This window comes from Halalkalicoccus paucihalophilus (assembly GCF_001593955.1).
GTDB lineage: Archaea > Halobacteriota > Halobacteria > Halobacteriales > Halalkalicoccaceae > Halalkalicoccus > Halalkalicoccus paucihalophilus.
In genome coordinates this window covers 12,674-34,951 of the sequence record NZ_LTAZ01000008.1, presented here as the reverse complement: position 1 = coordinate 34,951, position 22,278 = coordinate 12,674, and the positions used below count along the sequence as shown (strand labels likewise).

Here is a 22,278-nt window from a genome sequence, read left to right as displayed (position 1 = left end):
CGGGATCACGCTCCACGAAACACGGGTCACTCGATTCGCAACCGGAGATCGTCCACGACCGCCTCGGTTCCCGAATCCCCGCCGATGTCGGGGGTGCGCGGGGCACCGGGATCCGCGAGTTGGGCCGCCACCGCGTCGTGTAGCGCCCGGGCGAGTGCCTCCTCACCGAGGTGCTCCCAGAGGAGTTTCCACGAAAGGACGGTCCCGATCGGGTTCGCGATCCCCTTGCCGGTGATATCGAAGGCGCTTCCATGTACCGGTTCGAACATCGAGGGGTGGATTCGGGTCGGGTCGATGTTCGACGACGGAGCCAGTCCGAGACTGCCCACGATACCGGCACCGAGATCGGTGAGAATATCGCCGAAGAGGTTCGAGGCGACGATCACGTCGAACTCGTCGGGGCGCCTGACGAAGTCCATACTGGCGGCGTCCACGAGCAATCGTTCGACCTCGACGCTGGGGTACTCCTCACCGACCTCGGTCACGATATCGTCCCAGAAGACCATTCCATGAGCTTGGGCGTTGGACTTTGTGATGTTCGTGAGTTTTCCGGCGCGCTCGGTTGCGGCCTCGAACGCCGCGCGAACGATCGTTTCGGTCCCCTCGCGGGTGAACAGCGCGCTCTGGACCGCGACCTCGTTGTCGAACCCGCCGTACTCCCTGCCGCCAAGGTCGGCGTACTCGCCCTCCGTGTTCTGCCTGTAGACGACGAAGTCGATGTCGCCGCCGGCGTACTCCCGCAGCGGGCTGGTGACCCCCTCGAACAGGTACGAGGGACGCTTGCAAACGTGCTGTTTGAACCCCTTCGTGATCTCGAGGCGGAGACCGTGGAGGGTCACGTGATCGGGGACGTCGGGATGACCCACGGCACCGAGGAAAATCGCGTCGTATCCCCGGAGTCGATCGAGGGCGTCCGCTGGCATCATCGCGCCCTCCGCGAGGTATCGCTCGGAGCCCCAGTCATACCGGGTGGTTTCGAACGACACGTCGTGTGCGGCGGCCGCCTCCTCGACGAGCGCCATCGCGTGGTCGACGACCTCCGGGCCAATACCGTCTCCGGGAATGACCGCTACATCGTACGTCATTAGTCATCGGCTACCGTGGTACGTGAAATCCCTTCCGATCCGGCAGGCGGTCCCGTCGATCGCTGACGGTGCATCGTCATCGTTCGGTCCCGCGAACCGGTAGTGAACGCTCCCGTGGACCGTCTCCGAGAGCCGATCGGGCCCCGTTCAGGACGTGCTCGCGACGATAGCGGCACCACAGAGAAACGAGACCGAACACCAAGCGGAGACGATTCCACCACCGAGGAGGGCGAGCCACATCGGGGTAAGTGTCGGCATCGAGACCGTTCCACCGATCAAAGCTGCCGCGATCGAACCAGCCAGAACAGCGCCCCCACAGAGGACCCGCGCTATCCGAACCACACCAAAGCTGGTGTCTCCCGATCCGGTCCGGTCGTGAGTGATCGGTGTCACGAGACGTGAGCTCATAGGTATCCATCGCATGTTATTTTGTATAATAAACTTTGTGGAATATAATTCCGAACCGGCCAGTTCTGGAACCGCGTGGTGTCGGTCAGGGGCGAGTCGAGGAAGACGAACCGGCTCACCGGTTTTGGGATGGAATCCAACTGTCCGGATCGATCCTCAGAGAACGGATCGGGTCGAACTCACTATCGAGCTACGAAAACGGGGACTACTCGTCTATTTCGGCCCCACAGACGCTACAGAAGTCCGGTTGCCACGGGACGGTCACGTGAACTTCACGATGCTCGTCACACTGTGAACAGTACGTTTTCTTGGCCATATCGCTCCCCTGCATGCACTCGTATCCGACTACCGCTTCAGGGTCCAAAACCCTATTGAACGGAACCCCGAGCGGACGTTGTTGTAGTTATAGTCTGTTATAGTATATTGAGTATGGGAGCCGAGGGACGAATAGTGACCGCTGTTCGGAGTGTAAATCATCGACGAGCGGGGTAGAGGCCGATGGGAACGGAAAGCCGGCGTCGCGCCCGTTCACATCCGATACTGCCGGATCCTCCGCCGAATGACCGGCAGGAACAACGAAATCGCGCTGAAGAGAAGAATCGTCATCGCAATCGGGCTAGTGTAGATAACCTCCAGCGATCCACCGGAGACCTGCAACGACCGCCGGAGGTTCGATTCGGCGATCGGTCCGAGAATGAGCCCCAGCACCATCGGTGCCAACGGGTAGTCGTCCATCCGCATGAAATAGCCGAGCACGCCGGCACCCAGCATCACCCATGCGTCAAGCAGGTTGCCCCGCAGCGCGATCGATCCAACGATACACAGGAGGAAGATGACGGGCCAGAGATACATCGAGGGGAAATCGATCAGCCGAGCCCAGTAGCGCGCGCCAACGAGTCCGAGGATCAGAATCACGACGTACACCAGAAAGAAGCCGATGAAGATCGCATAGACCAGGCCGGGTTCGCTCTCGAACAGGCCGGGACCCGGTCGAATGCCGTGGACCAGGAGCGCCCCGATCAGGATCGCCGTGACCGAGTCGCCGGGGATCCCCAGAGTGAGGGTCGGAATGAGCGCCCCACCGGTACTAGCGTTGTTGCCCGATTCGGCGGCGGCGACGCCGAGGACGTTTCCCTCGCCGAACTCGGGGACCGCGTTACTACACCAGCGTTTGGCCTCGTTGTACGTGACAAATGAGGCGATATCCCCGCCGGCACCAGGGATGGCACCGATGAACGCGCCGACGACGCCCGAGCCGAACGTGACGTTGCTGATGTTCTTGAGATCCCCGAGGGTGGGTCGGACCGTCGAGAGGTCCTGTTCGACGCTGTCGGTATCGATTCCGGCGCGATACCGAGCGAGCCCTTCAGCGATGCCGAACAGCCCGATCATTACAGCGATGAACTCGATACCGGCAGTGAGCACCTCGACTCCGAAGGAAAAGCGGGGAACCCCGAGGTTCGGGTCGAGTCCGACAGTCGCGAGAAACATGCCCAACAGTCCCGAGATCAGCCCCTTGATGATGGAGTCGCCGCTGATGCTGGCGATGATCGTCAGCCCGAAGACGGCGATCGCGAAGTTCTCGGGGGATCGGAACGCGAGTGCAACGGTGGCGATCTGAGGGGCGAGTACCGCGAGGAAGACCACGCTGATGACGCCGCCGACGAAGGAGGCGACGGTCGCGATCCCGATCGCGCGACCGGCTTTACCCTGTTCGGCCAGCGGGAAGCCGTCGAACACCGTCGCGGCGGCGCTCGGCGTTCCCGGCGTTCGGATGAGGATCGCTGGGATCGACCCCGCATACAGGGCACCGCCGTAGATCCCCAACAGGAGCATCATTCCTTGGACCGGTTCCATGCCGAAGGTAAAGGAGACCAGGACGGCGACGGTCATGGTCGCCGTCATGCCCGGCAACGATCCCATGGTAAGCCCGATCACCACCCCCACGACGATCAGCGCGAGCGCGAGCGGTTCGAAGACGAGCGTGGCCCCCTGGGCGAAGAAGTCGATGACCGAGGGCACGTCAGATCAGCCCCACAGGGATCACGACCGGTAGCACGTCCCCGATCGGGACGAGTCCATCGGGAAGAGGAACCTGAAACAGGACCCCGAAGAGGTAATAGAGGACGAACATAACCCCGATGGAACTTCCGAGGACGATCGGGATCGATCGCGCACCGGAGTACCACATGAGTCCCGCCAGGAAGACGACCGTCGTCAGCGGAAAGCCGACGATCGGCATGACGAAGATGTAGAGCGCCGGGAACGCGACGACGACGGCGAGCCGGCGAACGACGGTCGGGTCGATCTCATGGGCGGCACGCTCGTCTGTGGTGAGGTCTTTGAGGAGGAGACCGACGGCGAGTATCGCGATCGTCCCGGCAATGAGTCGCGGGAAGAAGGCCGCTCCGGGGTCGCCACCACGACCGGTGGGGAAGTCGGCACTGACGACGAAGACGGCCGCCGAGAGCGCAACCAGCAGTCCGGCGGCGATGGCGTCCGAACGAAAGACACGAGAGACCATGCTCACCGATCAGCCCGATTGTTCCAGTCCGAGCTCGTCGATGATCCCGCCGAAGCGGTCGTACTCCGACTGCATGAACTGGCCGAACTCCTCGGCGTCGCGATAGACGAGGCCGAACCCCTGTTCTTCCATGAACGACTGGAACTCGTCGGACTCGTAGACGCTGGTGAAACCCTCTTCAAGGGTACCGATGCGCTCCTCGTCGGTTCCCTGGGGCACCGTCAGTCCGCGCCACGCGCCCATAGTGAAGTCGTAGCCCAACTCCTGAAGCGTCGGCACCTCAGGGAACATGTCGAGGCGCTCCTCGCCGAACACCGCGAGGATCTCAAGGGGGCCGTCTTGAACCTGGCCAGCAACCTCCGGTGCGCTCGCCGCCGTCGCTTCGACCTCGCCGCTGACGACCGCTTGGGTCGCTGGCGAACCGCCGTCGTAGCCGACGTGACTGAGTTCGATGCCGGCCTGTTGGGCGAAGCCGGCCGCAGAGAGGTGCCAGATCGCACCGGTCCCGGAGTTCGAAACCCGGATCTCTCCGGGGTTCTCCTCGGCGTAGGCGACGAACTCCTCGAGGGTACTATAGGGGGCGTCCTCGGGAACCGTGAGGGCGGCCGGATCGAAGTTGTACTGGATGACCGCACCGAGATCCTCGGGCGTGACGTCGGCGATTCCGAGATGCGAGATCGTACAGATCTCGACGGTAGTGATCCCGACGGTGTAGCCGTTGGTCTCCGCGTTTGCGATGGCGTTAAAACCCGCACTGCCGCTACCGCCCGTCTGGTTGGTGACGTACAGCGAGACCCCGAGGGGATCCTGGGCGAGGTCGGCGATCTGTCGACCGGTCAGGTCGGTGCCGCCGCCGGCCGCCCACGGACAGATCATCTCGATGTCCTGGCTTGGGAACTCCCCTTCTTCCTCGTCACCCCCAAGCTGGCCGGCACAGCCAGCAAGCCCGCCCATTCCGAGGGCACCGACGGTAGTAATGTATTCTCGTCGTCCGATTTCGTTGTGTGGTATCACGTCTCGTTTCGCCATCGGACCATGGGTTATCTATCATGTCATATAATACCCCCGATCAAGGGTGTGCTGGTGGGACAGCACTAGGGAGAAAGCGAGCACACCGGTAAGACGGGATCATCGAAAACGTAGCAGGAGCAGGATCATGGTCTGAGGAACTGCTCAGGGCCGCGGTACCGACACGGGGACGTACGCCACATGAGCGTGAACACCCTCATCGTCTTCCTTACACCATAGCAGTGACGACCCGGTCCGAGCTCGTCGGGCGTACCGTCTCGGCGTCCCGTCGTGCGTGGTAAAATATATTGTGGTATGCAAGCACAAGGCAATAGTGATATACTACCTTCGTCCCACTGGACGCCGAAATCCGTCCACTGGCACGAAGAAGGCGCCGAAAGGAGGTGATCAACCTCCATCCATCGTACACAGCTCCCGTACATAAGAGAGCCAAACTGCTCCATTCCCCTCGTAGTTCATTGAAGTGTCCATGTGGTGATCGCAGTGGCTGGGGTCTGTCCTGGCCCCATCCCCCGTTCCTCCGCTTCCTTCGATTACTCGCCAACTATTGTATATTTCAGGTCGCTTCGACGCGTTCGAAGAGGTACGTTCCGATCCCGACCATCACAGACGACGACACCACGAGTGCACCGAGATCCACGACGAGTGGATACACCGAGGTGCCCACAGGAACCTCTCTAATGCGTCCGACTTTACAATCTCGGCTGACGTCGAGGTGGTCGAAGAGGTCGATAACGGGATGAATGACACGGGATGGACCTCCGCCACTGAGACGACGAACACTCCGGTGAGGGAGCGCTCGTCGACTCGCTTAGACGGGCGTCGTAAACTGGTGACCACCATGGATGCTATGAGATGACCGGTGAGTCCGATGACGGCGAAAACGTTCAACTGACGGTCTCTCCGCGAGTGGAGGCCCTCGATTCCTAGTAAGGGGCCGGAAGAGTATTGGGTGATCATTCTGCTAGCGGGCTAAAAGTAGGGCGCAAAAACAGGCAGAACGGACTTCCGACCCCGGCCATACCACACCACGTGAGGGACCTGGATCGACGAGCGTTTCTTACGACCACAGGGGCAACAGTCGCCGGCATCGCCGTCGCCGGTTGCGTCGGTGACACCGGTGGAACAGACACTTCGAACGGGGGCGGTAACGGGACGGACTGGCCGTCCAAGGATATCGACGGAGAGATCGAAGAAACGCCGGAGTATCTAGAGATACCCTCGTACAGTGCGTACTCGACGGGCGACGACGTCGGCGTACTGGGAACCGTCGAAAACGTCAGCGACAGTCCGCTCAATGACATCGAAGTCACAGCGACGCTCTATAACGAGGATACGGTCATCAACGAGTTCGTCGATACGTCCACCGAAGACATCGATAACTTGCGTCCGGACAACAAGTGGCAGTTCTACGTCGTCGTTGGAGATGAGGCCAGCGGCGAGGCGACCGGCTTTACGATCTCGGCAGATGCGGAGATCGTCGAAGGGACCGGCACCCAGAACGAAACCCGGACTGAGAGCACTGGGAACGAAACAGGATAACGGATAGAATACCCGTCGTAGCAGGGATCACTAGTACTCCTACCGGCCGGGACGGGGTTCACCGTGCTCGAGGTCGAAATTCTCGAGGAGCGAGTCACCGGCCACGATGACGAGGACGGCACCAACGAGGTCGAAGAGGATATCGAACACGATGTCGATCTTGCTATAGGTGACGAGGATGGGTTCGATACCGAGCCGGTTGGCGGCGGTGTGAATGACGTACTCCATGCCCTCCCAGAGGATACCGACACATGCGACGACACCAATAACGTCCGTCCGGGGGTCACGGCCCCGGCGACGGCTTGCGGTGTAGACGATCCCGCCTAGCAGTGTCGCGGAGTGCGTGTGCGTGAGGTGATCCCACCACCAGACGTCGTCGTACGGGCCGAGCATCCCCACCGCGTGCATGAGCATCGCGATCGACGCGTAGACGCGCTGCCACGGCCGGAACTCGACGTCGTATCGGTGTTCGATAACGTCAGGGAGGGAGGCCGCCACGAATGCGAGGGTGGCGTTGACGATCGCCCCCGGGTCCCGCCGACGGACTCCGATGAGAAGGACGCTCACGATCCCGGATCTAACGCCGCGTTCGACCCCGTGTGCGACCGTCCGCGGGACCTCCGAGAGAGGCATTGGGAGCGATGAGGGCATCGGCCGGGAAATAGCTGCGTATCTCGAACGGATGGCGCACGATCGAGACGCTCGGGAGTTCGCGCGATTGAGGGACGGTCACGAGTCGGAGTCGGCTCTCGGAGTACAACGGGACCGCTCGAACGCTTCGGAACAGCTCAGATACCCTGCGTCATCCCGCCCGTCACTCGACGTCGACGAATCGGTCAGGAACGTGAGTGCGGAGCGGTTTGGGGAGGTTGCTAGCGATCACGGTCGCCAGGTCCGGGAGGTGTTTGCGCACCAGTGCGTACACTCCCGAGACGACGACCGCGCCGAGCACGATCGTTCGGAGCGGCCCGTCGGTGACTGTTACGACCGGGACTGCACCGACGGCCCCGAGAAGGAAGTCCGCCGGAGCTCCATCATAGCGGATCCACCGCCGGGGACGGATCCAGTGGCGCCGGTAGTGATTGTAGACGGCCCGGTCGGACGTACCGAGCCACGGTCGGAGTTCCAGTCCACCACCGAAGACGTCCATCGTCGAGTGGACCGCGGCCGCGAGGACGAATGCGGCGACGGCAACCGTCGTTGTGGTGGGTATGAGCGCGACCACGAGCACCGCGAGCGTCGCCGGAATCCAGTAATATACCGGGAAATGGAGGGTTTTCCGGTGGTTCGCATACAGATCCAGATCCGGAAAAACACCGCCGGCTAGCGCTGCGGTCACGGCAATCGGGGTCATCTCCGGCGCAAACCGGGTTAACAGAACCACGACCGCACCCCCAATCAGCGCGTGAGTCGTCGCCATCATCGGTATCCAGTACAGGAAGCAGAACGGGAAAACGACATCGGTCCACGCTCCGCGACGACGCCGGAAAGAGCGCGATCACGATGGACGCGTCTGCTCGGATACGTGGTGAGTTCGGCCTTTTTGAACCAGCAGCGAGGGAACTCAGTCTCGAATGGTTCTACTCTAATTTATATAGTTTATTCCGTAATAATATGAAGGTTGATAACCGAGGTGCCAGACAGGGGCAGTAATGGAGCAACCGGCACCCGGTTCCACCGACCACAGTCGGACCAGAGACGCTCCGACGATCACGCCGTACCCGGAGTGTGACGATTCGATTCTGGGGCGGACAGGTGGGACACCGATCGTCGAGTATGACGGGCACCGGCCCGGTCGGACGTACTGCAAGCTGGAGTACGAGAACCCGACCGGGTCGATGAAGGACCGTGTCGCGCTGGGAATGATCTCGAAGATGCGGGCGGACGGCGAGATCGATGGCGAGGGACCGGTGATCGAGGCGAGTTCGGGTAACACGGGAGGTGCCGTGGCGCTCGTGTGTGCGAGGCTAGGACTGGACTGTCAGATTACCTTTCCGGCGGGGACGAGCGGGCAGAAATCCGGCTACATGGAGGCCTACGGGGCGACCACGACGGCGTGTCCGGACGTCGCGTCCGACCACGAGGACTACTATGCCCGGGAGGCCCAACGGATCGCCGACGAGACGGGGGGGACCTTCCTCAACCAGTACGAAAACGAGTTGAACCCGCAGGTCCACTACGAATGGACCGGCGAGGAAGTCGTCCAGCAACTCGACGGGGACCTGACCCACATCGTCTCGCCGATGGGGACGGGCGGGACGCTCTCGGGGATCGCTCGCCGCGTAAAGGAGGAGTACCCCGAGGTGCAGGTCGTCGGCGTCGACGGCGAGAAGTCGAACATCTGGACGGCCTTTCACGGCGAGGATCCGGTCGAATACGACGTCGCTGTCGAGGGGCTCGGGAAGGCAGAGCGGCTCCCGACGATGTGGTTCGACTCCATCGACGACGTGCGGACGGTGGCCGACGAGGCGGCCTTCGAACGCGCGCGCTCCGAGGCGCGAAACGGGTTCCTCATCGGGCCGAGTTCCGCCGCCGCGCTCGAGATCGCCGACGACTACAGCGACGACCCGGAATCCGTCGTGCTGACGATGGTGTGTGACAACGGCGATCAGTACTTCGACGTAATCAATGGGGACTGAGCAGCCGGGACGGTAGTTCGCCCGGCGGTATCCGGGCCCGTTGGCGATCCTCGAGGCCTGTCCGGACGTGCTTCGGAAGCACGGCGTCGACCCCGAACGGCTCCTCGGATCGGTGGAAAGAGAGGACGCTTTCGAGAGTGAACCACCGAGGGAGGTGCTCAAAGCGACTGGTACCTCCCTCGGGAACCCGAACAGTGACCAGCCCGCGAAGGAACGGACCGGTCAGCCGGGGCTGTCAGTACCGATCCGGAGAACTGTCGCAAAGGGAGTCGAAGACGCCGATTCCGTTCAGTCTTTACTTCCCCATCCGAACGCAAGCCACCCGCCGTCCGGATGCAGTATCTCGCCGGTCATGAAGTGGTCACCCTCTGCAAGGAACGTCACACAGTTCGCGACTTCGTCGACGCTTCCAAACCGCCCGAGCGGTGTTCGATCAACGACGTCCTGTTTATCGAATCCGATCTGGTCCTGAGCGTCGTCGACCATCTCGGTTTCGATGTACCCCGGCGCGACGGCATTGACCTGAATATCGTGTTCTGCCCATTCCACAGCTAGACACCGGGTGAGATTGTTCACGCCGCCTTTCGACGTATTATAGGGTGTTCTCCCAGTTTGACCCTGTTCACCCATCATGCTCGAGATGTTGATGATGTTCCCGCCCGTTCCCTGGTCGATCATCCGATTACCGGCCACTTGGGCTCCGGAGAACGTCCCAGTGAGGTTGACATCGATAACGGTTTGCCAGTCGTCCAGCGAGAGTTCCTCTGCAGGACCACGAATATTGATACCGGCATTATTCACCCAAATATCTAGTGAACCGAACTCCTCGACGGTTCGATCAGCGAGCGATTGGAGGGAACTACGGTCCGTGACATCGGCTTCGATCGGGAGAACAGTATCACCACCGTCGATCTCGTCTGCAGCGTCTTCTGCTCGATCCTGTGAGCGAGAATTGACGACCACGTTCGCACCCTCCGTTGCGAGGTGCTGCGCGATCGCGAACCCGATACCACTGCTCGAACCGGTCACGACGGCCGTTTTATTATCGAGCGACCCAGTCATAGTTGAAGGATATTACGATCTCGCATGATTGTTCCGATTCTCGATGGAAAGTCCTCCAGAGTGATTCGGCCGACGTACCGGGATCAGGCCCGGGCGATACTCGTCACGCCGAGCGCGAGCGTGGCGTTCGATCCCTCGGGCTGGAGTTCGACGGTCGTCCCGTCGTCCTCGGGGACGTTGATCTCGCCGAGCGAGGCCGGCTCGTACCCCTCCGCCGTGATCTGCGTGTCGTACCGGCATGTCGTCGGGATGAGGGTCTCGGCCTCGATGACGCCGCTGGCGTTCGATTGGCCGCTGATCGAGGCATCACCGCTCGAGTACCACAGATCGCACAGCCCGCTGATCTCGGCACCCTCGATCGGCTCGCCGGTTTCGGCATCGACGACGGTGTAGGTGATCGAGCCACCCCGCTGGAGGGTGACCGTCCGATCCTCAGTGACGCCGAAAGACTGCATCGGGTCGACGTACTCCTCTGCGCCCGCCCTAATGTCGTAATCGCCTTCGAGGACGGTGAACTCGACCGTTCCGTCGGTAGCCTCGCGCGTCGTGGTCGCGCCGTCCGAGAGGCGCTCGATGGTCACCGGCCCCTCGGCCTCGACGGTGAGCGTGTACGTCTCGGGGTCGTCGCTTCCGTTTTCGTCAGTCGTGTCCTCGTCGCCGTCGTTCTCGTCAGCGTTTTCGTCCGCGGGTGGCTGCTCGGACGGTGACTCGTCGTCGGTCCCATCCGATTCGTTCTCAGTGTTCTCGTCGGTGCTCTCCTCCGATCCGTCATCGGACCCGTCGCTCGTGTCCGCACCGCCGGACTCGTCGGTTCCGTTCGGGTCGTCCGCCGAGTCGTCGTCCACCGAGGCAGACCCGTCATCGGGTGGTCCGTCGTCGCTTTCCTCCCCGTTCGCGGTCGAATCGGACCCGTTCGTGGCGTCGGACCCGTCAGTCGTGTTCGACGAATCGTCGTTCTGTTCGTCCTCAAGGTCGTCGCTGCTCGCGTTGGAGGCATCCGGCTCGTCCGCGGGCCCGTTGGCCCCCCAGCCGGAACAGCCGGCCAGTGCGACCGCAACGCAGACCAAAAGGAGGACCGCGAGCCGCCGTCGCGAGGTTCCCAGTGTTGGTGTCATGTGAGTTTGTTTGCCGTGTTGCCGTCTGCGCAGTGGGATGCGCTGATTCGCGACCGTGAACGCATCCGCCGACTATTTTCACCACATTCAACGGTTATCAGTAGTAATATTATGGATGTATTATAAAGGCTACCATCACGCCCGTCGCCTCGGGTGCTCGGTGGCGTAGTCGCTCCGTCGCTCGTTCCCGAAAGACCGCGATCGTTTGCGAAAAATCCCGTCCCACGTGACCGTGTATTACTCGGCGAACGAGCCTCGTTCTACTCCCGTGATTCGAGCGGCCTGAGGGCCGCACCGTCTCGACAGCGAGATCGATCAGCGAGTTCCTCTCGCCGGTCGCGAGCGCCCATGCGAGCGCGTGACCAACATGCGTGCGCCCCGAAGATTCCGTGTCCGACGCCGACGGGTACGACTACAGTTCGACGATGTCGCCGCGTTCTGCGGCCTCGTGAATCGCCCGGATGATGCGCATGTCCGTGAGCCCGTGTCGGCCATCGGCATGGATGTCCCCGCCGGTCAGGACGCGGTCAGCGAAGTAGTCGAACTCCTCTTGCATCTCACGTTCGGCGTCGAATGTCTCGTGATCGACCGTCACCTGCAGGTCGTTACGAGAAAGTCGGAGGGTTACGTTTCCGTGGAACGCCGGCTGGAACGCGATCTGTCCCTCCGTCCCGGTGAGCTTCAACTCGGTGTCCTCGTAGGCGCGCTGGCTCGCGGTCGTGACCATCTTCACGTCGTCCTCGAGGACGAGTAGGGCCGAGGAGCGCTCGTCGGGCACGTCCCCAAAGGCCTCGTGGTGGGAACTCATCTCCGAGTGGACGGCGAGGGGATCCCGATCGAGCAGGTAGCGGGCGGTGTTGATCGAGTAGATGCCCAGATCCATCACCGAGGTGCCATACCCCGATAGGTCGGGATCGAGACGCCACTGGTCGTGATCGGGGATCATCTCGAGCAGCGGTTGGCTGTTGTGGCCGTGGACCGACACCGGCTCGCCGAGGAATCCTGCCTCGATCAGCTCCTTCGCGCGCTGGATCGCGGGGTCGGTGTGCATCCGGTAGGCGATCATTAGCGGTACGCCTGCGTCCTCACACGTCTCGACCATCCGCTCGGCGCGCTCGACGGTGGCCTCCATCGGCTTCTCACAGAGGACCGCCTTGCCGAGCTCGGCGGCCGTCTCGACGTACTCCAAGTGGTAGGCGTTCGGCGTCCCGACGTAGACGGCGTCGTAGGCGTCGCGTTTCACGCCGTCGTGGAACTCCTCGTAGCTGATGCCGTGAGCCACGTCGTTCTCCTCGGCGAGGCGCTCGGCCTTCGCGGTCGAACTGCTCACGAACGTCGTCACCTCCCCGAGGTCCGAGGACTCGATAGCCGGCAGGGCGACATCGATCGTCCACCAGCCGAGCCCGATCAGGGCGTATCTGACCGTGCCCTCGGTCGTCGTCTGCCACTCGCGGGCTTCGTAGGAATCGATCCAGTCGAGCATTGCATTGTCGTACCATCCGTGCAGGTAAAACACGCGGGTCTTCCGACGGGGAACGGTTCGGGAACACCCCGGTTTCTGGGTCGGTGCGGGGTCCCCCGCCTCACAGGCACTCTCGTCGAGGTTGCTGTTTGCTGGCGACCGATCGGAAGACGTTTCGACTTCCGTTATATAGATACTCGTAATTCGCCTGGAACGAGAGTTGGTTAGGCGAGACGTCCCATGACACGCTACGACGATCTCTTCGACGAACTGGCCGCGGACGAGTCGGTGTTCGCTGACAAGGGCGCACTCGACCCGCTGGCGGAACCCGAGGACATCGTGCCCTGGACTGAGCAGGAACGGGCACTGGGGCGGATTCTGACGGGGGTAACCGAGGACTATCTACCAACGACGGTCTCCATTTACGGTCCCCCGGGGACGGGCAAGACGATCACCACACAGCGCCTCTGTCAGGAATTCGCCGACCGCCAGTCCATGGTTGGCGTCGAGTACGTGAATCTGAAGGAGTGTCGAACGATCTTCAGTGCGGCCAACGAAATCCTGTTTGCTCTCGGCGGCGAAAAAGAGGGCGCGTACGTCGGCTTGGATGGCGTCTTCGAGGCGATCTGGGAGCGCCTCGAGGAGTACCCGGAGTGGACCGTGCTGATCCTCGATGAGATCGACCACATCCAACACGACGCGAACTACGACCCCAGCGACTTCTTCTATCGACTCTTACGCGGGGAGGGCAAGCTCGAACGCGAACTGCAGCTCTCGGTGTTTCTGATCAGCAACGAGCTGTTGACTGTGGACCTGCGCCTAGATAGCCGCGTCGAGAGCGCGATGGGCGGTGAGGAGGTGTTCTTTCCACCGTATGACGAAGCAGAACTGCGTGCGATTATCGGGGCGCGGATCGAGGTGGCGTTCGTCGACGGTGGATTGAGCGAGGAGGCGTTCGATCGCGGCGTGCAGGAGGCCGCCTACCGATGGGGTGATGCCCGCAGAACGCTTCGGTTATTTCGGCAGGCCGGCGAACTGGCCACCGAGCGAAAACTCGATCGGGTGACCGTTGACTGTCTCCTCGACAGTCTCGAGGGGACCGAACGTGAAACGACGGTCGCGAAACTGCGGAGTCTGCCGCTTCGTCATCTAGTCGTGCTGGCGGCGGCCGTCGGGACGCGGGGTTCGGATGGCAAAATCATCCAGCCGGTTCGGAGCAGTCGGATCCACGAGCGCCTCCAGCAGCCGAGTACGGCCGAACAGTTTCGGCTGGGCGAGCGAGCGATTCAGAAGCTCGTAGGCGAACTCGATACGATGGGGCTCGTCGAGAGCTGGACCGAGTCGAAAGGGCGGGCTGGACGGGCGATGTACGTCGAAACGACGTTCGATCCCGAGTGGGTCTACGAGGCACAAGCGGCGGTTGCAGAACGGCTGCTACCGGCCGAGGAGTACTGAACGGCGGGGGTAGTGACACGGCGGGCTCCTTGCCAGCGTCACGATGGATCAGCAGTCTTCGACGACGTCAGATCACCACGACGGGGTTATTTTACCTTAATCGAGGCGCTAAGGCCCCTTCCTCAACGAGCGACCGAAGGGAGCGAGTAAGAGGGGATACAGCCGTGTTTCGATCGCGTACCGGGGTTCGATACCCCTGACGGGTTCGAGGACGGACCAATACCGGCTATTACGATCGAAGACCGTACCGGGACCACTACCCAAAGAGTCCCACTTCGATTGATGACTCTCAGCGATGGTTCACTTTCACCCTGCTACATGACCGCTTATACGTTCTCATAACGAACGATGATGTAGAACTGCCGCCGAACGCTCCACATTACGATCGTCCTATGTCACCACCGCCATTACACGACCCAGAGGAATCGGAAACCGACCGGGAGCAAGTCCTCTCGATTCTCGGAGAGGCCATCCACGACGTTCGCGACCGAACGAAGTCACGCGACGTCGAGACCGCCGAAGACGAGCGGATGCTGATCAAGTGGTATCGGACGCTTGGTACCCTCAGCGGACAGTATCGCAAGCTTCAGAAGGATACCGATATCGAGGAGATGGAAGAGGATCTGGAGTTGCTGCGGAAAGTCACCGACTTCGACGACCGAAAGAGGCGACGATGAGCAAGCGTCGTCTCGGAAACCAAATCGACAGGCTGAGTGAGGCTGTTCTCGAGGATCTCGAGCCCGACAAGCGACTCCGCATCATGCTAGAAGCGTGGGCGAACGGAAACGAGCAGTGGACGGACAGTCTCGTCGAAACCTGCCCGCAATATGAGTATAAAGCGACCGATTATGCGTTCACCGAACGAGCGCGATTAGTCCAGCAAATCCTCTTTCAAGCGGTCTACGAACTCCACACGACGTACCTCCACTACGAACTCACACGCCAGAAACAGCGGTATACGTGGTTACTCGACCACGAGCGCGAGGAGGATCCATCGGACGAGGAGCTTGCCCGTGCGTCTGCACGAGCCCATGCGGAACTGGAGCTGTTCGCCGCACTGTACTGTAGCTACCACGCTTATTGCCGATTCGGATCCGAGATCCTCGACGTCGATCTCGAAATGTGGCTGGCGCTCCATCCCGAGGGAGGGATGGTCTTCGAGATGGTTGCCGAGACGATCGACGACCAGATGTCGATGGAACTCGCCGCGTCACATCTCAGCGATCTGCTCGACGGTGAGGATATCGCCGCCGAGCGGACAACGAATGACGACGACTCGACGATACTCGATAGAATGGCAAAGGAACGATACGAGGGGTTAGCTTTGATCTGGGAGGAGACCCTCGCGGAAATCCCCGACTGAGAGCGGAGATATCGACAGGACGGCCACGGAGACGCCAATCGAGTATGTGAACGGACCGCGGGGCTTCCTGCTTCTACGACGTGCTTTGGATCCACCCGCTCCGAATGACGAGCGAACGCAGGAGTACAGTCTGCACAGGCGTCGAAGGACCTCGTCCTTCGTGACGACGTGAGACGAGATCCCTCGAACCAGTGGGCGAAAACAATAGCCTACAACTAGCCACGATATCATAGCTATTTGATACTGTGTGGAGACCGATCCTCCGCCTCCCTCACGCTGATTATCTACTTTTAACTATATACCAACTATAATATGTATTTAGTAGTATAGATTTATAATCCATAAATTAGATGATATTATAATCTGAATATAATAAAATACATATAGAAGAACACCATTTCTATTTTTAGTGAAACATACTAAAAATAAGTATTTGAAGAGTATAATAACAGAATTATCTGTGCTGCTGAAGAATCAGGGCGAGGTACATCTTCGTCATGTCTCTGGCGATTATGGTAAACTATCTAATATATCCCTAAATCCGGGTTTCGACTACAGAAACACGATCCCACCCATTCACTCATATATCAATGATTAAATCAATAGCAGAAAATTCCACAGTGATTATCGTCGGACTGTTCATAATCGTGAGTGGGTGCGGTACGGCCGGTGCTATCACGGAAACTGGAACTATTACCAGCCCATCAAACACCGAGCACGGGTATCAATCAGTTAACTCAACAGAGGCCAGTAATACCTCGACAGACCACACCGGGCCGAACGTTTCGGATGAAGTATCGGAAGAAGAATACAAACAATCAGTGCCGGAAAAAGATGATCCCTATTTTGAGGCAGCCGCTAGCGATGGAAGCTGGGTCAGTTATGAGAATCCACGTGACGAATACCGAAGTCCCTACCTCGGCAGTGGATCAGCGAAAATGTGTATCACACTTCGAAACGAGGCTGGTGAGACGATCGTCGGTGAAACCGTCCCAAATACGACAGTCACGATTCCGACTGGGGACACGCTTGAGTGGCACTCGGCTGCGGATCCGATAACGGTAACGCTTCCATTAACACAGTACTCCGATCGACCGCTTGACGCTGATCAGTTCGGTACTAGCACCACTCTGCCACAAGGTGATGGATATCTCGATTCGCACTGTTTCGAGTTCCATGGGCTCTCCGAGGACAGTACTGTCGAGTATGGCGAGGCACAGGTCACAGGGGAGTATGCAGATGAGATCAATGTCGTCGGTTATATTCAACAAGAGCATGAGGCGTGGGACTCCGATATTGATCCGATCGCCGATGCGGAGTCGTACGAGAAGGCCGGTGGCGGTTGGACCTATCAACCAGAGGCATCTCACGGACAGGTCGTTATTGTCCTCCAACTCGATACACCAGAGACAGAGACGCTCAATGGAAGCACGGAAGCCACTACTGGGATGGGGAATGAAACGAATGAGAGTGTCACAGACACCCGTAGCGAGAAATCGACCAGTGAGACGAACAACAACGGGAGCTCAGAATTGGATGACGATACAGGAGTTGACGAGATGCCAGGCTTTGGTGTGTTAGTGACTCTCCTCGGGCTTTCGATTATTATCGCTGTCTGGTGCACCCGGGATTCCTCTGGGCCCTAACAACAGGGAAGGGTTCACGAAATTCGCCAGATGGAAAACGGATGTGCAAACAGGGAATGTATTCTCAGAAACGTGTTTGTTTCATTTGTTTATTCTCTATTTAATCTAACTTCGATGGAGTTATTTAAGTGTTTAACGTATCAACTGCTGTAATCATGTCTTCGTTGAGGGAGGAATCGTCGGTTGTTGAAAGACCTATTTCGACCGCTCTTGGGCGCCTGGATCCTGGTGCAACAGTACGGATCGGGAGCATTGCCAATGGTGAATTCAGCGAACCAAGACGATTCACCGTCATTAAACAGACTGAAGAGTCACCTCCGAGGACACCAACAGCAACGGAGTACCGACGGGTCTACCTTGAGGATCACGACGGTATCCGCTATGTCGTGCATTCATTTGCGAAACCACCTGAGAAGGGACAGAGTTCAGTTCCGGAGATTTTTCGATGCTCGACACCTGATACAAGTTCTGAGCACTATCAGGAGATATCGGTGGGATCAATCAATTACCTCCAAATCTTGACCGGGTCCGCTGTGTAGTTTTCCGTTTTCGACCGATCCACTACGAGCTCTACCCTTCAAGAGCGAAGACGTGACGCCTGGATGTTGTTTCCAAACCACGCCGATAACAGGCATCTCCCACTGTGAGACGGAGACTGTCCGATCCTAAGCCAATAAGGGGAGGGGAGAGAAACGGTTCGCATGCGGTGTCAACTACCCCGCCGTAAACGGCGGGGCTTGCGTGGCGTCGGTGGGGAGTTGTGGTCCCACGGGCCGACTTTTGTGCCGGTGCGGTCGGCCGGCAGAGGCAATTTAATTGAACGTGACCTCAGCGACTTCGCGGCAGGTCGAGCTTGCTCGGAGCGGTCACGTCCCCAGAATGCGTTGCATTCTGGTGTGCGAACGAGACGCGAAGCGTCTCGTCAACGTCGCCGGTCCATCCTTCGGGGCCGGTTGACAGCGGCCCGTCTAAAGCGAGGAACCAAACCTTTCCCGCACCGCAATGTTGGTTCGGCACCCGTTGCCGGGCTGTCTGAAGCCCGCTTCGGACTACTTGGGACGACGGGCCAGGCGATACTAATCGTTTCGCCCAGCTTCGCCACGCGATTCCTCCCCGCCCTGAAGGACGGGGATTCCTCGCTACCGCCCGTTGAATGAAATATTTCTTACATGTGTCTTACCGACGGACGCAATAGATCTGGAGAGAGCGCCTGGAGATGGCTCCCTTGGTGTTGATAGAAGGAACCATTGTACGCCGTGTGAGTGCCTCCCCCCTCCCACAGGACATCTGATATCCTGTCAAATACTATGTTCAGCATAAATAACGCTGAAACTCCCCTTGTGCGACCCTCCTCCAAACAAGATGGGGCTCCATTCGATCAACATACATCCTAAGCGTAATTTACTGATTACGTAACTATTCATACCAACATCATATGTATTATCCTATGAGAATTTGCATGATTCATGGGTCATACGAACGATGACATTTCGATGGGCCGTCGTGCCTATCTCCAAGCAGGCGTGATCGCAATGGCGGGTATCGGAAGTCTGAACGCGGTTGAGCGTGCTAAAGCAGCACCAGATACAGTAATGACCGGCACCGAGATCGGTGGCGGAGACGGGTACGATCGGACCGTCTCACCCGCGGACGCAGACGTCATTGTCTCGACAGTAGATGAGTTGCTCGAAGCGTTCGACGACGTCTCCAGCGGTGACGTCGTGTATGTCGATGACGATGCCGAGATCGACCTGACCGGGCGACGAATCACGGTTCCCGCAGGAATCACACTGGCCAGCGGACGCGGAAGAGGCGGGAAGAATGGTGGCCTCATCTCGTGTACTCAGCGCACAGCCCGGATGCTCCAGATATACGACGACGATGTCCGGATCACCGGCCTCCGCTTCCGTGGTTCGGAAATCGGCTATTACGACCCGTCCGGAGATGTCTGGGACTACAACTCACTTGCTCTGCGTGCGTACGGGAGCTGTGAGATCGATAACTGCGAGATATACGGTTGGACACACGCCGGCATTGGGATCGGGAACGTCGGGGAAGACGCAACGAGTTCCGACGCCCACGTTCATCACTGCTCAATTCACGACAACATGATGTCGGGACTCGGCTACGGGGTCGTCATCTACCGTGGCGAGCCGCTGCTCGAATACAACTACTTCAACGGTAACCGCCATAGCATTGCGGCGGATGGGACATCGGGCTGTAGCTATGAGGCCCGATACAACATCCAGGGACCGAATGGACTGGTCTTTGGGTTCGAAATGCACAGCCCTGGTGGTGAGCGGGTCGATATCCACCACAACACGTTTCAGTACGTCGAGAACCGCAATGGAAACGTCGCCCGTAGCGTCGCTATCCGTGGTACGCCCAGCGAGGGGGCAACGATCGAAGACAACTGGTTCTACAACGCGACCGATCCCGGCGATAATCGATACGTCGATGGATCACCGGTCGTGCAGTATGACAACGACGCCGGCGGTGACGGGTGGGACAATGTTCTGCTGTCGAACAACCACTTCGGTGAAGACGAACCTGCTGAGGACATTGGCCACCCACGTAATGGACCAGAAAGGGCACAGCTCCGTGTCTACGTTCGGGAGGCTGGCGTAGAGACTGACTATCTCGAAGGGGCAACCGTCGGCATCACTCCGCACGACGGAACGGATATGAGTCGCTACGACGGCTCCTATCTGAGTAGTACCCGAGATGAAGAGGATTACTTCGGGACGTATGCCCTCTTTGAGGGGTTGCCAGTCGGAAACTACGATATCTTCGCAATTCACCCCGAGTATGAGGATAACGTCTACACGGATCTCGAACTTGGATCGTCTGGACGCCAGCCACCGATTGTCCTTGAACCACGCGAAGAGCCGGAGCAGATCATTACAATCAGTGGCCGTGGCAGGTTCGCTAGATATGAGTTTACCGTCTCTGGCACTGTTGAGAAATCTACCGCTGACGGTGCGACCATCAACTCCTACGATAGTATTGATGAGTCGGTAGTGACGGGGCGAACGACTAACGAACCGGATTCCTATGAGTTCACCGGCGAAATTACGTCGTTTGAAGCGAGTTCCGGGGTTGAAGTGATGCTCAATGGTGAGCGGGTCGACCCCAGTGAGCTGTGAGACGGCAGCTAACGCGCACTTCGATTCCGTCTTCAAAAGGAGGAAGGAGCGATGGGCGATATCTAGCTCGATAGAAAACGTTTGAACCTATGTGACTGCTCGTTGGAAAAGAGGGTCCTTTAATGTAATCTATTTATGAAGATGATTCCAGTATATTAATTAAATGATATTAATAGGCCAAAACAATTATGTGTAGAGAGGTTAATGAGAAAATATGGAGAGACGAAAACTGCTCCTTGGCTGTGGTGCTGGAATCGCAACGCTCGTCGCCGGCTGTACCGGTAACGAGGATGATGAGGACAACAACGACAACGGTGACAACGGCAATAACGGCGATAACGGCGATAACGGTCATGACGATAATAACGGCGACAACGGTCATGACGACGACAATGGAGACGAGAAGGACGACGACGAGAAAGAAGAGGATAAAGAAGACGACGAGAAGGAAGACAAAAACGACATCCCCGGCTTCGATCGAGACAACTTCGAGATCGACAGTGATGTTATCGAGTTGAAGAAGCTCAAGTACAAGGATCACAGACTTGACGTGCGGGTCATGCTGCTGACGACCGACCGGGAAGAGCTCTCGGAAGAGCTCGAGGCGCTTGCACCCGGCTTTGAGCAGGCAATTCGCAATGCTGATGTCGAAGAATTCTTCGAAGAAGTCGAAGAGATCAAATTCACGCTCTACGACGAGAACAAGAAGACCCGGGTTGCAGTCTTCCTGGACATCGAGTGGCTCCAGCAATTCATGGACGATGATATGACGAACGAGGAGTTCGTCAACCGCGTTCTCAATCAGATGGAAGAAGCCGGTGCGGTAGACGATTCCTCGGACTCGTAGTTGAAGGTTTCACTCCCCCTCATGGGTGGGGGAGATCTCGTTTAGAGTTGACGGCCCTGTTGAATAGCTCCGATTTCTTTTTGTGACCAACCGTTGAGGGAACGCTTTCGAGCCCCTATTCGTGAAGAATCACTAGATTGAAACATATTCAAAGAGATATTATGATCCTTCTAGAACATATTATTTAGTTTATCAATAGATTAATACTCTTTTAGACGTAAGTAAGATTATGAACAGTAACGGTGAAAATCAGCGCCGTACAGTAACAGATATGATTATCATGGCAGCTATCCGAAAACATGGACCGGAAGCAACTACGTCGGAGATTGCTGATGAAATCGGACTGTCACCTCAACTAACGCGATATCGTCTTAGTCGATTGGAGTTACAAGGCGAACTTGAATCCGAAATAAGAGAGAAAAACGATCTCTGGCGTAAAATATAACTTTTGATTTGATTCGTGAACGTAGCCCAGCTTTTTCGCTGTTGCCGTCGACGAGTGTCGTCTCCTGAGTCGCGCGAGAAAAACGGTTCCAATCCAACTAGGAGATCAAGTCAGCAACACCAGCTACGTCTCCGCACCAAGCACCACTGCGCGATACCTTAGAATGCGATAGGTGAGAGACGATACTCTTGATCAAGAGTTCTTGTGAGGAGAATTTAAATAATCGCTGACATAATCCCGGAAATACATTCAGGAATAATGACAAAGTATGTATGTTCTTCACAATACATAAATTTATCAATTATTTATCAGTAATATTTAATATGATGAATGCCTATCGATCAGGTATGGGAGGTTCAAGTCGACGATATCCAGACGGGGCATGCCAAAAATGTGGGATGCCACTTTTAATTCGACCATGTTTGAATTGCACAGAGCGCAAAACGCTTACGCGAAACGAGAGGAGCTAACTACAGTGTCCAGTTGAAGTGAGATTAATGACGTTTGTAG

At 58.3% G+C, this 22,278-nt stretch carries 19 protein-coding genes and 1 pseudogene; 9 read left to right on the top strand and 11 right to left on the bottom strand.

Features of this window, described 5'->3' with window-relative positions:
- Nucleotides 1-26: 26 nt before the first annotated feature.
- The 6 genes and pseudogenes from HAPAU_RS13745 to HAPAU_RS22900 form a co-directional block, all read right to left on the bottom strand.
- The gene (locus tag HAPAU_RS13745; protein ID WP_066383811.1) at nt 27-1,085 is read right to left on the bottom strand and encodes an isocitrate/isopropylmalate dehydrogenase family protein; all 1,059 of its coding nucleotides are present in this window, start codon (nt 1,083-1,085) and stop codon (nt 27-29) included.
- Between the two features lie 147 nt (nt 1,086-1,232).
- Nucleotides 1,233-1,493, bottom strand: coding sequence for a hypothetical protein (locus HAPAU_RS20990; protein ID WP_157078474.1), 261 nt, complete (start codon nt 1,491-1,493; stop codon nt 1,233-1,235).
- A 528-nt stretch (nt 1,494-2,021) separates the two neighbouring features.
- Nucleotides 2,022-3,515 carry a tripartite tricarboxylate transporter permease gene (locus HAPAU_RS13740; protein ID WP_066383804.1) on the bottom strand — a complete coding sequence of 498 codons (1,494 nt, stop codon included), beginning with the start codon at nt 3,513-3,515 and terminating at the stop codon, nt 2,022-2,024.
- 1 nt (nt 3,516) lies between these two features.
- The gene (locus HAPAU_RS13735) at nt 3,517-4,017 is read right to left on the bottom strand and encodes a tripartite tricarboxylate transporter TctB family protein (protein WP_066383802.1); all 501 of its coding nucleotides are present in this window, start codon (nt 4,015-4,017) and stop codon (nt 3,517-3,519) included.
- 9 nt (nt 4,018-4,026) lie between these two features.
- Nucleotides 4,027-5,046 carry a Bug family tripartite tricarboxylate transporter substrate binding protein gene (locus HAPAU_RS13730; protein ID WP_245634119.1) on the bottom strand — a complete coding sequence of 340 codons (1,020 nt, stop codon included), beginning with the start codon at nt 5,044-5,046 and terminating at the stop codon, nt 4,027-4,029.
- Nucleotides 5,047-5,602: 556 nt separating this feature from the next.
- Nucleotides 5,603-5,725: pseudogene (locus HAPAU_RS22900) on the bottom strand (ABC transporter permease); the annotation flags it as partial.
- 353 nt (nt 5,726-6,078) lie between these two features.
- On the opposite strand from HAPAU_RS22900, the gene HAPAU_RS13725 reads away from it, so the two are divergent.
- Complete coding sequence (locus HAPAU_RS13725) at nt 6,079-6,588, top strand: FxLYD domain-containing protein (RefSeq protein WP_066383798.1); 510 nt, start codon at nt 6,079-6,081, stop codon at nt 6,586-6,588.
- 39 nt (nt 6,589-6,627) lie between these two features.
- On the opposite strand, the gene HAPAU_RS13720 is transcribed toward HAPAU_RS13725, so the two are convergent.
- Together HAPAU_RS13720 and HAPAU_RS13715 are read right to left on the bottom strand one after the other, a co-directional pair.
- Entirely contained in the window at nt 6,628-7,221 is a 594-nt protein-coding gene (locus HAPAU_RS13720) for a hypothetical protein (protein ID WP_066383795.1), read from the bottom strand.
- Between the two features lie 181 nt (nt 7,222-7,402).
- Nucleotides 7,403-8,008, bottom strand: coding sequence for a metal-dependent hydrolase (locus tag HAPAU_RS13715; protein ID WP_245634118.1), 606 nt, complete (start codon nt 8,006-8,008; stop codon nt 7,403-7,405).
- Nucleotides 8,009-8,240: 232 nt separating this feature from the next.
- Here HAPAU_RS13715 and HAPAU_RS13710 point away from each other — a divergent pair, with 232 nt between their 5' ends.
- Nucleotides 8,241-9,227, top strand: coding sequence for a PLP-dependent cysteine synthase family protein (locus HAPAU_RS13710; protein WP_066383792.1), 987 nt, complete (start codon nt 8,241-8,243; stop codon nt 9,225-9,227).
- A gap of 288 nt (nt 9,228-9,515) precedes the next feature.
- Here HAPAU_RS13710 and HAPAU_RS13705 read toward each other — a convergent pair whose 3' ends face one another.
- From HAPAU_RS13705 to gfo6, 3 genes are all read right to left on the bottom strand, one after another.
- Entirely contained in the window at nt 9,516-10,289 is a 774-nt protein-coding gene (locus HAPAU_RS13705; protein WP_066383790.1) for an SDR family NAD(P)-dependent oxidoreductase, read from the bottom strand.
- Nucleotides 10,290-10,372: 83 nt separating this feature from the next.
- On the bottom strand, nt 10,373-11,404 hold the full coding sequence (locus HAPAU_RS13700) for a hypothetical protein (protein WP_066383788.1): 1,032 nt from the start codon (nt 11,402-11,404) through the stop codon (nt 10,373-10,375).
- Nucleotides 11,405-11,816: 412 nt separating this feature from the next.
- Nucleotides 11,817-12,887 carry a D-xylose 1-dehydrogenase Gfo6 gene (gene gfo6 / locus HAPAU_RS13695; protein ID WP_066383786.1) on the bottom strand — a complete coding sequence of 357 codons (1,071 nt, stop codon included), beginning with the start codon at nt 12,885-12,887 and terminating at the stop codon, nt 11,817-11,819.
- A 219-nt stretch (nt 12,888-13,106) separates the two neighbouring features.
- Here gfo6 and HAPAU_RS13690 point away from each other — a divergent pair, with 219 nt between their 5' ends.
- The 7 genes from HAPAU_RS13690 to HAPAU_RS22895 all read left to right on the top strand — a co-directional run bounded on the left by HAPAU_RS13690 (nt 13,107) and on the right by HAPAU_RS22895 (nt 21,768).
- On the top strand, nt 13,107-14,321 hold the full coding sequence (locus HAPAU_RS13690; RefSeq protein WP_066383784.1) for a Cdc6/Cdc18 family protein: 1,215 nt from the start codon (nt 13,107-13,109) through the stop codon (nt 14,319-14,321).
- A gap of 392 nt (nt 14,322-14,713) precedes the next feature.
- Complete coding sequence (locus HAPAU_RS13685; RefSeq protein WP_066383782.1) at nt 14,714-14,998, top strand: hypothetical protein; 285 nt, start codon at nt 14,714-14,716, stop codon at nt 14,996-14,998.
- Nucleotides 14,995-15,684 (top strand): hypothetical protein, encoded by a 690-nt coding sequence (locus tag HAPAU_RS13680; protein ID WP_066383780.1) that lies wholly within the window; start codon nt 14,995-14,997, stop codon nt 15,682-15,684. The genes HAPAU_RS13685 and HAPAU_RS13680 overlap by 4 nt, the downstream gene beginning before the upstream one ends.
- Before the next feature lie 590 nt (nt 15,685-16,274).
- Entirely contained in the window at nt 16,275-17,330 is a 1,056-nt protein-coding gene (locus HAPAU_RS20980; RefSeq protein WP_066383778.1) for a hypothetical protein, read from the top strand.
- Between the two features lie 1,592 nt (nt 17,331-18,922).
- Nucleotides 18,923-20,476, top strand: coding sequence for a right-handed parallel beta-helix repeat-containing protein (locus tag HAPAU_RS13670; protein WP_245634117.1), 1,554 nt, complete (start codon nt 18,923-18,925; stop codon nt 20,474-20,476).
- A 214-nt stretch (nt 20,477-20,690) separates the two neighbouring features.
- Nucleotides 20,691-21,323: a hypothetical protein gene (locus tag HAPAU_RS13665; RefSeq protein WP_066383773.1), complete on the top strand. Its 633-nt coding sequence runs from the start codon at nt 20,691-20,693 to the stop codon at nt 21,321-21,323.
- A gap of 229 nt (nt 21,324-21,552) precedes the next feature.
- Entirely contained in the window at nt 21,553-21,768 is a 216-nt protein-coding gene (locus HAPAU_RS22895; RefSeq protein WP_084383734.1) for a winged helix-turn-helix transcriptional regulator, read from the top strand.
- The last annotated feature ends 510 nt before the right edge of the window (nt 21,769-22,278 follow it).